The 14,226-nt window shown below is 38.2% G+C and carries 9 protein-coding genes; 5 read left to right on the top strand and 4 right to left on the bottom strand.

Going from position 1 to position 14,226, the window contains the following annotated elements:
• From HQN86_RS23660 to HQN86_RS23645, 4 genes are all read right to left on the bottom strand, one after another.
• A complete protein-coding gene (locus HQN86_RS23660; RefSeq protein ID WP_172663323.1) occupies nt 1-1,599 on the bottom strand; it encodes a SusD/RagB family nutrient-binding outer membrane lipoprotein in 1,599 nt (532 codons plus the stop codon).
• A 9-nt stretch (nt 1,600-1,608) separates the two neighbouring features.
• Nucleotides 1,609-4,671 carry a SusC/RagA family TonB-linked outer membrane protein gene (locus tag HQN86_RS23655; RefSeq protein ID WP_172663322.1) on the bottom strand — a complete coding sequence of 1,021 codons (3,063 nt, stop codon included), beginning with the start codon at nt 4,669-4,671 and terminating at the stop codon, nt 1,609-1,611.
• A gap of 86 nt (nt 4,672-4,757) precedes the next feature.
• On the bottom strand, nt 4,758-5,798 hold the full coding sequence (locus HQN86_RS23650) for a FecR family protein (protein ID WP_172663321.1): 1,041 nt from the start codon (nt 5,796-5,798) through the stop codon (nt 4,758-4,760).
• 40 nt (nt 5,799-5,838) lie between these two features.
• A complete protein-coding gene (locus tag HQN86_RS23645; protein WP_172663320.1) occupies nt 5,839-6,510 on the bottom strand; it encodes an RNA polymerase sigma-70 factor in 672 nt (223 codons plus the stop codon).
• A gap of 199 nt (nt 6,511-6,709) precedes the next feature.
• Here HQN86_RS23645 and HQN86_RS23640 point away from each other — a divergent pair, with 199 nt between their 5' ends.
• From HQN86_RS23640 to HQN86_RS23620, 5 genes are all read left to right on the top strand, one after another.
• Nucleotides 6,710-9,871, top strand: a complete 3,162-nt coding sequence (locus HQN86_RS23640; protein ID WP_216854495.1) for a SusC/RagA family TonB-linked outer membrane protein — start codon at nt 6,710-6,712, stop codon at nt 9,869-9,871.
• A 12-nt stretch (nt 9,872-9,883) separates the two neighbouring features.
• Nucleotides 9,884-11,461 carry a SusD/RagB family nutrient-binding outer membrane lipoprotein gene (locus HQN86_RS23635; RefSeq protein ID WP_172663319.1) on the top strand — a complete coding sequence of 526 codons (1,578 nt, stop codon included), beginning with the start codon at nt 9,884-9,886 and terminating at the stop codon, nt 11,459-11,461.
• A 172-nt stretch (nt 11,462-11,633) separates the two neighbouring features.
• Nucleotides 11,634-12,827: an aminofutalosine synthase MqnE gene (gene mqnE / locus HQN86_RS23630; RefSeq protein ID WP_172663318.1), complete on the top strand. Its 1,194-nt coding sequence runs from the start codon at nt 11,634-11,636 to the stop codon at nt 12,825-12,827.
• Complete coding sequence (locus HQN86_RS23625; RefSeq protein WP_172663317.1) at nt 12,827-13,438, top strand: histidine phosphatase family protein; 612 nt, start codon at nt 12,827-12,829, stop codon at nt 13,436-13,438. The genes mqnE and HQN86_RS23625 overlap by 1 nt, the downstream gene beginning before the upstream one ends.
• Nucleotides 13,439-13,443: 5 nt before the next feature.
• Entirely contained in the window at nt 13,444-14,169 is a 726-nt protein-coding gene (locus HQN86_RS23620) for a menaquinone biosynthetic enzyme MqnA/MqnD family protein (protein ID WP_172663316.1), read from the top strand.
• The last annotated feature ends 57 nt before the right edge of the window (nt 14,170-14,226 follow it).

Below are 14,226 nucleotides of genomic sequence, written 5' to 3'. Positions count from 1 at the left end.
TTATTTATCCCACCATACCCTTGATGTTAGTGCATCACCACCATTTAATCTCGCAACTGCAGCTTTATAGTTCTCAGGATTATTCAAAGCTTCAGAGGATAGGTATATCATTCTTCTGGGTATGGTCCCATTAGTTACATTACCAGTATAGTTAACAGGTATCAATTTAGGGTAACCGGATCTTTTCCAATTTAGCCAGGATTCAATAAAATTGAAATTGGTGCCTGTAGCCACCCAATACTGGGTGTTAATTTGATTAAGGGCTGATTCCGGGTCAGATTGGGTTAATGGATGCTCATTTACGTAGACGTTGATGATTTCAGGGGCTATTTTTGCCTGTAGATCCTGTTGTTCCATTGATTGCAATGCGCCCCTCAGACCATTTGAATAATGTTCCGCCGCGGTGCCGGGAACATTCCATCCTTTCAGTTTTGCCTCAGCGAGTAAAAACTGTGTTTCGGCATACGTTATGATAAAAATGGGTCCGCCAAGTTTTAGGTATACAGCAGTTCTTGGTCGGGAGTATTTACCTAGAGGAGCAAAATCAGCTCCTGAACCTGTTCCTCCAGGATATAAGGGATGTTTGCTGATATCGGTATTTCCTCCAAGCAGATCATATCCGTTAGGCAGTCCAATTTGAACTGATGCCTCTGTATTTCCTGAAAGTGTTTGATTTATATTTTTTGCAAGACCATCCTGAGGTATTTCAGCGATGACGGCCAATCTTGGATCGCCAGTATCTCTTAGATAATCAATTAAGGTTTTGCTCCATTTTACTTCAATATAATCTGAAAACACACGTAATGCAACTGAAGAGCTATTTTGGCTACCCGAGCTGGTAGCATCAGTCATTAGAATTGCGTTGTCACTTGCGTCAGAAAAAGCATGGGTTGAAGCTTTTTCAACCCAGAGTCGCGCGATATCTGGTCGAACTTTGCTCAATCTCATCGCTACCCGTATCATTAAAGCATAGCCAAACTTCTTCCATTTGTTAATGTCTCCATTGTAAAACAGATCTGCAGTTGGCCCCGGTTTATCAGGATTCAAATTGTCAATGGCTTTTTCAAGGTCTAATAACATGGAATTGTAGATGTCCTCCTGTTTATCATATAAGGGATATTTAATACCTTGCCTGGCTTTTGCGGCTTCATTATAAGGTACATCTCCATAAGTATCCGTGATTCTTTGCAAAATTAGTACAAACATGATGTCACCAATATTGATCAGATTTGAATATTTATCAGCATCTTTTTCAGTTGCTAGTCGCTGCATTTCTCTTATTGTGGAGGCCTCTGCATAGCCCTCTTCAAAAATCCTTCCTTGATAATCGGTAAAGCTCGCCACATTTATATATTTATCCCCATTATTATAATAGTAATAAGTAGATGCGAGTAACTGCGTCATTGTGCTTTGATAAAGCAACTGATAATAACCTTTATTTGCGAACTTTAATTGTGCTGTTGAAAGTAGACCATTAGGGTCATAGTTTGAAGCATTGGATTTTGTCGGATCTGTATTTATTTTATCCAACTTCTCTTTACTGCAGCTAAACATAATGATCATTATTAAAACCAATGGAAGAATAATTACTTTTTTCATAGCATACAGTTATTTAAACTTCAGATTTAGGTTTATACCAAACGTTCTTGTTGCAGGTAATGATGCGCCCTCTATTCCTGCATAAGCAAGGCTGGGAGAGAACTGAGATTCGGGGTCTATATTTTTAGTATACTTCAAAATAGTTAATAGATTCCTTCCTATTAAATCTATTGATACATTTTTAAAAGGCGTTTTATTTAATATTTTGGACGAGAATGTGTAGCCAAGCACAACTTGTCTTAGTTTTATAAAACTGCCGTTTAAAACAGCGAGTGCGGAGATGTTTGTAGCCAACGCCGGGTAGTAGTTATAGGCAGGAACATTTATGGTATTTGTTTCTCCATTTTCATACACACCGTTGGCAACTATACCTGTTTCACGACCAATAAGGGTTGCCTTATTAAGGCCCAGAACATAGGAGTAGGTTTCTGTAGCCGACAGGATTTTGTTTCCAAATTTATAATCGATTAGAAAGCTTAAACTGAAGCTTTTATATTGGAAGTTATTACTGAAACCTCCGTAGTAAGATGGAAGAACACTGCCCATTGGTTTCATATCCCCTCGTTTCGGAATTCCATCTGTACCGATGATCATGTTCCCATTCTTGTCGCGCTGATAATCATAAGCCATGATCTGGGTGATAGACTTGCCAACAACAAGGGCTGTACTTGCGTTTAATGGACGATAGGTGCCCCCAAACGCATAGCTGCTGATACCATCTATTGATATCAATAAGTTATTTATGTGACTGGCATTGATTCCTGCCTTCCAACTAAAATTCTTATTGGTTATCAAATTGGTTTGTATAGAAGTTTCGATACCTGTATTACGGGTTTTGCCTAAATTTACATAAGCGGATGTGAATCCTGTGGTTACAGATTGCCCGGCGTTAATAATTTCCTTATTGGTAATCCTGTGGAAATAAGTGAAATCAAGGTCTAATTTGTTTCCGAAAAGTTTTAAATTAATGCCGGTTTCAAATTCATTTAAAGTGAAAGGCTTCAGATTGTAGTTGGGCAGATCCCTGGAAAAATTTCCTAGAGGAACACCGTTTATGGACTTATCTGAAGAATAATAGATCTGTGTGGTATAAGGCACTGCTGGTTCTCCGCTTGTTTGGGCAAAACTTGCTCTTATTTTACCAAAATCCAGACCTTTTATTTTTAAAAAGTTAGAGAATATAAAACTTCCGGAAACGCTTGGCACAAAAATGCCCCTGCTATTGCGTGGAAGCGTAGAGTATACATCGTATCGGCCGGTGGATGATAGGGTAAGATATTTTTTGAAATCCAGGTCAATCGTGTAATACGCCGACTGAGTAACAATTCTTGTTAGGGCATTTTTACTACTAACGGCAGCTAGATTTTCAACCGTGTACAAATAGGGTATAATAAATTGAGTACCAGTTAGCTCATTAGATTTTGTTCTTCTATTACGGAAGCTTGCCCCTGCAGATATGTCTATGTTAAGGTCTTTAGTAATATCTCTGTTTCCCGAAAGAAGAATGTCGGTATTTAATTCTGATGTTTTTGATTGATTTAAAGCGTTTATCCCACCCTGGCCATTTATAGAAAAAGCGGTGCCTGTTGGTACTATACTGATAATATGGTCATTGCTAATGTCATAACCAAATCTTCCTTGTAGGAACACCCAGTTGCTCAAATCGTATTTGATAAGCGCCGAGGATATAAATCTGTCACGCGAAGAATTGTCTTCTTTTTTATTGATGGTGAAATATGGATTGGTTTTGTATTCATCCGCATTCCACCTGGTCTCGGCTCCGGTATTTACATCATATCCCGGAGCTAACAACGCTTGATCTGCACTTGTTGCTATGGCAGCGATGCCGTAATTCGCATTGATAGGGCCATCGCTAAGGTAGGATCTGTTTTTTCCGCGTTCGTAAATGTAATTGCCATTTAACGTGAGTGTAAGTTTTCTGGTCAGGTCATACGAGGTAAATAGGTTGGCTGTTTTTCTGTTCAGATCGCTATTCCTTAAAATAGATTGATAATCAAGAACCGAGGCAGATGCGTGATAGCTGCTTTTATCTGATCCGCCATTTAGGGAAATGGTATTTGTAAATGCCGGCGCCGTTCTATAGAATGTTTTTATATTGTCTTTTACCGGTACATAGGGACGGTTTTCTCCATTAATTTGTACGCTTTGCAGTCCATCCATTTTTTCTCCCCAGCTAAGTATACCGGTTGCAATTGCTCCTGCGATGTTTTGCGGCCTTAAATTTTGTAAACCCTGACCATATATGTATTGATAATCGGTATTGTTTACAGGACTGTCAAATGAGAAATTGGAATTGTATTCAACAGAATTACCCGATTTCTTTTTTCCACTTTTAATGGTAATTATGATCACACCATTTGCGGCACGTGCACCATATAAAGCAGAAGCGGAAGATCCTTTTAATACGGTAATCGTCTCTACGTCATCGGGGTTGATGTTACTGATTCCATCCCCATAATCTACACCTCCATATTCATTTGCACTCCCACGCTGAGTATTATCTATAGGTATACCATTAATAATAAAAAGAGGCGGCCCGGCATCCTTGCTTGCGGTACCTCTTAGCAGTATTCTGGCAGACGAGCCCGGCCCTCCATTCACACCACTCACATTTAGCCCTGCTACCAGTCCCTCTAATGCCATAGCAAGGTTCGATTCCCTCGCCTTTGTTAATGAAGAACCATTAATAGTTGAAACTGAATAACCTATCTTTCTGTTCTCTTTTTTAATATTTAAGGCTGTTACGATGACTTCATCCAGTAGCTTAACGGAATCAATGCCTTGATCTTCATTTGATCTCGGTTTTATAACAATAAGGTTATTGGAAAGTAGTTTATAGTTATAATTAGTGCTACTAAGGATCTGGTCAAGTACTTTGAACGTTTCCTCGTTCTTTATATTGATGGTAATTTTCTTATCAGGAATTTTACGTTCACTAAATACAAACCGATAAAAAGTCTGATTTTGTATTTCATTGATAACTTGATCAAAACTTGCCGATTCGAGCTTTAATGTCACTTTCGTTTGCGAATGGACATTAATTGCTGTCATAAGGAAGCAGAAAATCAATACGTGCCGCATCGTCTTCATCATAAGCTTCGTACTCGGGTCTAGGTGGTGATTTGGTTTGAGGGATTTTAATAAATATATATAATATTCCCGTCTTTTTTATAGCTGAAATCTTCTATATAGCTCAAAGCATTTAATAGTTCATCTATGCTTTCTTTCTCAAACTTTCCCGTGAAAGTATAATCTTTCTTTTTCTCATCATTAAACCTGATTTCAACGCCATATTTTCTTTCCGCATCCCGGGCAATAGAAACGAATGTTTGATTTTTGAATGCCAGTCTGTCGTTTAACCAGGAGGTTTCCATGATGTTGTTGTTGCTGCTATCCATTGAATTATAATAAGTCAAAGGAGTTATGGTATAATTAACACTGTTTTTGTCAGCAATGGTAAACTTCTGGTTTGGTTTTAATATGATCTTTTCAGCAGGTTTATTGTTCAATGTGACCTGAATAAGCCCTCTTACCAAAGTTGTTTCAATAAATGAATCATCCTCATAAACTTTTACATCAAAAGCAGTTCCCAGTACCTTTATCCTCATATGTTTGGTATGGATAATAAAAGGATGATCAGGGTCTTTCTTAACATCAAAAAAAGCTTCACCATTCAGATATACTTCCCTGGTTTTTCCGCTAAAGGATGCTGGATATTTTAATTGACTTTTAGCGTTTAAGTTTATCTCAGTACCATCTTCAAGTATAATTTTTGATTTATCCCGGCTAGGGGTTTGCAAAACTTTCCATTCAGTAGTATCGTTTTTACCGGCAGGATTATCTGGAATAAAGAAATGATATGCCGCAAAAGAACAGGTGCAAAATGCAATAACAGCTGCAATCCTGTACCAACTGACAAAGTTTCTTTTTATCGGTTTTTCAATATTTTGAATAGGTTTAGGCTCCGGAATAGTTATTTGTTGCTTAATCTTTTCAAAAACTGCATCAATATTGTTAGCGCCTGATTTTTCGTCATTAAAATAACCGGTTAGATTTTCGTACTCATTCCTATGGACGGTACTTTTTGAAAGCAGTTCTTTAAGCTCAATAAGCTCTTTGGGTGAAATTTCACCGGCCAATCTTTTGCCCAATAACTCCGTAAATCTTTGATCAGTCATTTGTGTTTTTTGTTGTGTTATTATATAGTACTCTTTTTACTTAAAAATGCCTACAATGCGCTAAAAAATAGTTTGTTATACTTATTAAAAAAATCAGACTTATAATTTTTCCGCTAATATTTTGTTTATCATTATTACCACATAGATCCTTAGCTTCTTTATAGGAAAGCAGTGTAATCCTTAGTTTATCAATAGCCCTAAAAAGTTGTGTCTGCACTGTTCTTGGAGATATATCTAGAATTTCAGCTACCTCTTTATATCTCATTCCATTTTCTTTAATCAACCTAAAAACCATTTTTGCCTGCAAGGGAAGCTTTTCAATTGCACTATCTAATTTAATATGTAATTCTTTACGTTCTAATTCTTTCTCAGGATTGTTGTTGTCTGAGAATGGATACTCGCCCGACAATTCTAATTCAGTTATATGGATTCCTGAATGCTTTTTTAGATGTTTTAATGATTGATTTCTAACAGCAACAAATAGATATGTTTCCGGATTAATTACATGCAGGTTTCCTTTCCTGTTCTCCCAACACTTTACAAATATTTCTGAAATAATATCTTCTGCAACCTCCTTTTGAGTCACATAGTAACAGCAAAATTTAAAAAGTTTATTGAATAGCGCATAGTATAAAGCCTCAAAGGATTTAACATCGTCTTCAATGGACATTCTGATCCACAGACTGGATAAGTCGGGCTTTACTGTTTTCAATTGCTAAATAGATTGGTTTTTTTCCAATGCAATGTAGTGAATAAAAATAATTTCAAAAAAAATGAATTCCTTGTAGGCAATTTCTTTCTGAAATAGATCCCTTCTCTAAATACGTTGGCTAACCAAGCTCATTTACAATAACCATTTGTAAATAACCGACTGTATTAATAAAAATTATTAAACTAAACTAAACAAATGTATGAAAATGAGGAAAGTTCATTCCACAACCAGTGCCCTAGAAATCACATTTTCTAGCACCACCAAAGGCTTGCGGAAGCTAGTGCTCCTAGCAGTTGCTGCGCTTGGCTTACAGAATACCGCTAAGGCTGAGGGTATTGTAATAAACAAAAGTCTATTTCCAAATCTCTCCAAGGTGGTAAAACACTCCATTAATGTTAGTGAGATGGTTGCTAAAACGGTAACCGGATTGGTAGTCGACGATGCCGGATTGCCACTTCCTGGTGCAACTGTTGCCGCAAAAGGTACCAATGCGATAACAGTTACCGGCGCTGATGGGAAGTTTACCTTAACTGTTCCTGATAATGCCACCATACTGGTCGTTTCCTATATCGGCATGGAATCCCAGGAAGTAAACATCAGCAATTTAACCAATGTAACTATAAAGTTAAAACCTTCCGGTGATGCAAGCCTAACAGAGGTAGTCGTTACCGCTTTAGGTGTAAAACGTGAGAAAAGAGCACTTACCTTCGCGGCACAGCAACTTGCAGGCACAGAACTTACAAAAGCTGGAAGTCCCAATTTCATGGAGGCTTTAAGTGGTAAAGCTGCTGGTGTTGATATCGGCATCAGTAACTCTGGTGTTGGAGGTTCAACAAAAACGGTATTAAGGGGCTCAAAATCAATTGCAGGAAATAGTGAAGCACTTTTTGTAATTGACGGCGTACCTGTAGTAAATAACAAAGGCGGGCAGCCGGGTTCCTATGGTGGAACAGATGGTGGCGATGGTCTTTCTGCACTAAATCAAGATGATTTTGAATCGGTTACTATTTTAAGAGGGGCCAATGGTGCTATTTTATATGGTAGCCAGGGAGCTAACGGCGTAATTTTAATCAACACCAAGAAAGGTCAGGACGGCAAAATTGCTATCGCTTTAAATTCTACAATAAATTTTAGCAATGCGGCAACATTACCTGAGTTTCAATTTGATTACGGTGCAATAGGTGGCAGCGATTACAGTTGGTCCAAAACAAAGGGGGACTACCAGCGTAACTATATTGATGATTTTTTTCAGACAGGTGTAAATACCATTAACTCACTATCAGTATCTGGTGGCAATGAAAGAACAACGACCTATTTTTCCTATGGAAATAATAACGCATCGGGCATTGTGCCAACCAGCACTTACAATAAGCATAATGTTACTTTAAGCCAGGAAACAAAATTATTTGATGATAAGGTTACCTTGAGTGGAAATGTGAGGTTCTCCAACGAAAAGTCAAAAAATCGTCCTGGCGCCGGTTATTACAATAATCCGTTAACGGGGTTGTATTTATTTGCCCGTGAAAGAGATTTTGCCGATTACAAAACCAATTATCAAGTTTTTAATACTGAACGAAATCTGTATAAACAAAACTGGTATTCTACTGAAGAAAAACAAAACAACCCATATTGGGAACTATATAATGACCCAAAACTTTCCACTAGTAACAGAGTAATTGCTTCAGCAAAAGCTTCATACGCATTTCTACCACATTTTAAATTTGATGTACGTGGAAACATTGATTATAATGACAGATTATTAGACTACCGTTATGCTGCAGGAGGTAACTCAGTAAGCGTAAGTTCTAACGGAACATGGAATTACACCAAGTATAATGACAAGGCCTTATATGGTGATGCCATCTTAAGCTATGACAACACTTTTGGTAAATTCAGCTTGAATGGCGTTGTGGGAGGAAGTATACAGGATTATACGTTTAATGATGGGATGACTTTTGCCAACGGCACAACACCGCTCCAGTACCCGAACTTTTTCAGTTTCGCAAACCTGCCTTATAATCTGGTTATCAATCAGACCTACAGCAGAGTTCAGAAACAGGGCTTATTTGCCAATGCCTCTCTAGGGTTCAAAGATATGCTCTATGTAGATCTGGCAGGACGCAATGACTATGCTTCTACACTGGCAACTACTGGCAACGATTCCTATTTTTATTATTCGGCAGGTGTGTCCGCTATAATCAGCCAGATGGTAACCATGCCCACAGAAATCAATTTCTTAAAACTAAGGGCATCAACCTCGCAGGTAGGAAATGAGGTGCCATATAATATCGTAAACCCAGGTAATGTTATCGGTGGTGCAGGTGGACCGAACGGCATAGGAGGGATTACCAGAAATACACAGACCCCTTTTGCGACATTGGTGCCTGAAAAGATAATCAGTAATGAGATTGGCCTGGAAAGCCGTTTTTTAAACGATAGACTAACTCTTGATTTTACCTATTATAAAAACACAAGTACCAACCAATTTTTATCTTTGCCAGCCCCTTCGGGTTCCGGTTACACCTTTTACTATGTGAATGCAGGTAAGGTGACCAACCAGGGTTTTGAGTTAACGTTAGGTGGAGACCCAATAAAAAACGAAAACTTCCGGTGGAACACCTCCGTTAACCTATCGCAGAACAAAAACAAAATTGTAGAATTAATTGCCGATAATCCCGGTTATCAGGTAGGTAGCGATAGTGAAGGTTTTAATTCAATAATCAAAGCTGGCGGGTCATTTAACGACTTATACATTTTCAAATTTGCACGAAATGCTTCAGGGCAGATTATATTAGATGATGCTGGAAAACCAAGTAAGGCTGCAACTCAGGAATATGTTGGAAATTTAAATCCAAAGTTGATAACCGGCTGGAATAACACATTTACATATAAAAACTTGAGTTTAAGTACCTTGGTAACGGCTAAGTTCGGCGGTGTTGCTTTCTCTAAAACTGAAGCTTTTCTGGATTCTTACGGAGTAAGTAAAAGGACCGGCGAAGCACGAGATGCAGGAAGTATTCCGATTAATGCCATAATGGGTACTACCCCTCAAAGCTCAATTGACCCTGCGTTGTACTATTCAACAATCGGTGATAGAAATGGGATTATGGAGCCTTATGTATTCTCCCGCACCAATGTCCGCTTGGCCCAGGTATCTTTAGCCTATAATTTGCCAATTAAAGGTTCGGCTATTAAATCAGCTTCCATTTCATTAATTGGGCGCAACCTGTTTTTCTTCTATAAAAAATCACCTTTCGATCCGGAGCAGGCGATGAGTACCAACAATAGCATGCAGGCCAATGATATTTTTGCTGTACCTGGTACACGTTCTTACGGGCTAAATCTTAAGTTAAACTTTTAATGTCTTAAAATAATGAAAAAAATATGTTTAATGGTGTTTGCCTTGATCGTACTCAACTCCTGCACCAAGAATTTCGAAGAGATAAATACAAACCCAAATCAAATAACAGATAAAATGCTGGAGCAGGACTTTAATCTGGTTGGATCTTCCTTCTCGGTTATGTTATTTAACCTGATGGGCCACCAAATTGAAGAAGATCTGTGTTATGATAACTGGATGGGATATATGGGCTCTCCAACGCCTTATGTTGCAGGTGTAAACAATACCACTTACTACCTGCGCTGGATTGATGCCTATTGGAATCGTATATATGGTAGCGTAATGTCTCCATCAAAACAGGTAATACAGCTTGCCGAAGAAAAAGAATTACCATTATTCGGCGATTGGGCAAAATTGGTTAGGATATTAGCCATATCGAAACTAACAGCTATCTATGGTCCGGTGATCTATTCGAATTATGGCACTGCGGGCCTAGGTTCGATCAAATACGACAAGGAGTCTGATCTATATAACAATCTGTTTACGCAGTTAGATCAGATTGAAACAAATTTCAAAGCCAACACATCTTACACTGGATTTACCAAATTCGACCCAAGCTATAAAGGCAACATCGCTTCATGGTTAAAATTACTTAATTCGGTACGTTTCCGTTTAGCAATGCGTTTGGTTAAGGTTAGCCCTATAGTTGCTAAAACAGAAGGAGAAAAAGCCCTGGCTGACCCAGTTGGGTTAATCACTACCAATGCCGAGAATTTCCTTATTTCGTTAAATGGAGAGGTAATGCCTGTTTCGATGATTTCTTTTGACTGGAACGATACCCGTATGGGTGCAACCATGGAATCTTTTATGGTGGGTTTAAAAGATGGACGTATGAATAAATATTTTGCTGAAGTAAGTGATGCCAGTTTAGTTACCGACCATCCTGCATACAAATTTAAAGGTATTCGCAGCGGCGCTTTCATCAATGCCAAAGATGATAGGGTTTCCTATTCTACAGTGAGTACAGATTTCAAATCGGTACAAAACCGAAGAGGGTTTACCGCATCGGAAATCGCTTTTTTGAAAGCCGAAGCGGCATTAAGAGGATGGGCAAATGCAGGAGATGCTAAAACAAACTATGAAAATGGAGTACGCCTCTCTTTTGCCGACTGGGGAGCAGCAGGTGTTGATGCCTATTTGGCTGATGCAACAAGTAAACCAATCAACTATATTGATCCAAAAGACAGTAAAAATAATTTCACAGCACTTTCTACCATTACGATAGCCTGGAATGCTGGTGACGCTAATGAACTGAAACTGGAAAAAATTATCACACAAAAATACTTAGCTACTTTTACCAATACTTTAGAAGCCTGGGTAGATTTTAGAAGGACAGGCTATCCTAAAATTCCGCACGTAGCTAAAAATGATAGTAGTCCGGATTGGGGTGTAATAACAGCCGATCAATGGATAAAACGCCTCGTATTTGTGCCCGCAGAAAGAACCGGTAATGCTGCAGCTGTTGCTGAAGCTGCGACTTTTTTAAGCTCAGGTAAAGACGATATTGCATCACGCTTATGGTGGGATACTACCACTCCGAGTAATTTCTAAACTTTTTCCAACAATAATCCAAAATGGCTGCCTTATGGCGGCCATTTTTGTAACCCGGCTAATTACCAGAAGATCAGGAAATAACGCTCTTGACATAATATTGACAGGTAAAATCCCTTAAAAAAGGGTTATCTGTTGATTTTATGTTACTTTTGTTCATTATACGTTATAAATGGATACTACTTCAAAACTAGCTCTGATTTTAAACGATCCAGATCTGCCTGGGGCACTTAAAGCAATTGCACAAAAGGTACAAAATCAAGAAAGGATTACTTTTGACGAGGGTGTTTATCTTTATGAACATGCCGAACTTGGGTACCTGGGTACCTTAGCAAATCACATAAGAGAGCAAAAGCACGGTGATAAAACCTATTTTAACCGTAATTTTCATTTAGAGCCGACTAACCTTTGTGTTTACGACTGTAAATTCTGTTCATATTCTCGCTTAATTAAGCAGAAGGAAGAAGGCTGGGCCCTAACGATGGAGGAAATGCTTGATGTGGTTAAAAAGTACGACAACGAACCTGTTACAGAAGTACATATAGTAGGTGGAGTTTTACCTCAATACGATGTTGCTTTTTATTCAGCACTTTTTAGCGCAATAAAAAAACACCGTCCTGAACTTCATGTTAAAGCATTAACACCCGTAGAATATCATTATATATTTAAAAAGGCTAAAATTGACTATGCCACTGGCATGAAATTAATGAAAGAGGCCGGATTAGAGTCAATTCCAGGAGGAGGGGCAGAGATCTTTCATCCTGAGGTAAGAGACCTTATATCTAAAGATAAATGTACCGGCGAACAATGGTTGGCTATACATGAAGAATGGCATAAGCTGGGGATGCGTTCTAACGCAACTATGTTATATGGACATATCGAAAAATATGAACATCGTGTAGATCACATGGAGCAATTACGTCAGTTGCAGGATAAGACAGGTGGTTTCCAAACTTTTATTCCGCTTAAATTCAGAAATCAGCACAACCAGATGAGTAATGTGCCGGAAGTATCTGTAATTGAAGACTTGAGGAATTATGCAATTGCGCGTATTTACATGGATAACTTTGATCATATTAAAGCCTATTGGGCAATGATCAGCAGACAAACTGCTCAACTTTCATTAAACTTTGGGGTAGACGATATAGATGGTACGTTAGATGATACCACTAAGATCTATTCAATGGCAGGCGCCGAAGAGCAAACTCCTGCAATGAGTACACAAGACCTCGTAAATCTCATAAAACAGGTAAAACGTAAACCCATTGAAAGAGATACTTTATATAATGTTGTAACCGATTACACTGATTTCGTTTTTGAGGATGAAGTGAAACCTCAATACTACAAATTACCCGTAATTAACTAATGGATAAGGAAATATACATCATCAGGCATGGTGAAACAGAATTAAATAAACTAGGAATTGTACAGGGCAGGGGAATAAACAGCGATCTTAACGACACCGGACGCAGTCAGGCTGCTGCTTTTTATGCAATGTATAAAAATGTCCCCTTTGAAAAGATTTATACGTCAAAACTAAAGCGTACACATCAAACGGTTCAGGGATTTATTGATGCCGGAATTCCATGGGAACAGGTTGCAGGTTTAGATGAGCTTGCATGGGGCAAGTGGGAAGGAAAGCCTAATGATGATAATGCAATAACAGCGTTTAAAGCTATAGTTACAGCTTGGGACGAAGGCGATTATGACGCACATTTTGAAGGTGGAGAAAGCCCTAACCAGGTTTTAGCCAGACTTAAAGAAGCGGTAGACCTGATCAAATCCAAAAAAGAAGAAAAACTGATCTTGATTTGCATGCATGGTCGTGCAATGCGTTTATTGCTGTGCTTGCTGATGAATAAACCTTTGTCCGAAATGGGAGATTTCCCGCACCAAAATACAACACTTTATAAAGTTGAACTCACTGGCGATAAATTTGACATCGTTGAGTTTAATAATACCGACCATTTAAAATAATTCCTTTGAGTAATATTAAAATATCTGCAGTTTCCTATACAAATACTAAGCCCTTCATTTACGGAATTGAACATTCGGAAATTCTAAATAAGATAGATCTAAGTTTAGATATACCCTCAGATTGTGCTGCTAAGCTAATTAATAACCAAGTTGATATAGGATTAATTCCTGTTGCTGCTATACCGCATGTACCTAATGCTAACATCGTTGCAGATTACTGTATTGGATCAATTGGTGCAGTAAATTCTGTATTTATTTTTAGCGATGTTGAAGTTTCAGAAATTAAAACGGTAAGATTAGATAGTCATTCCCGTACCTCAAATAATCTTGCAAAAGTATTGTTGAAATTTTACTGGAAACTGGATGTAGAATTTACTACAGATATCGATGCAAAAACTGATGCAATAGTATTAATAGGCGACAGAACTTTTGGTAAAAAGGCTTATTATGCTTTTGCTTATGATATGGGGCAGCAATGGATGGATTTTACAGGCCTGCCATTTGTTTATGCCGCCTGGGTTGCCAACAAAACTATTCCTCAATCTTTTATTGATGAATTTAACAAAGCACTGGCTTTTGGGTTAGGTCATCGTGCAGAGCTGTTAAAAGACTTGCCTGCCCGGGATGATTTTGATTTGAATGATTACCTTTTTCATAAACTCGATTTTGATCTTACCGAAAAGAAAAGAGAAGCACTGGATTTATTCCTTTCTTACATTGCCAGGCTTTAAACCTATAAACATTTTTTAAATTTTCAACAAATCATAAAGCCTACACATCAAGATAGT

The sequence above is a fragment of the Pedobacter panaciterrae genome (assembly GCF_013204795.1).
Classification (GTDB): Bacteria; Bacteroidota; Bacteroidia; order Sphingobacteriales; family Sphingobacteriaceae; genus Pedobacter; species Pedobacter panaciterrae.
Note: the sequence above shows the minus strand (reverse complement) of the source record. Positions and strands in the feature narration are given on the sequence as shown.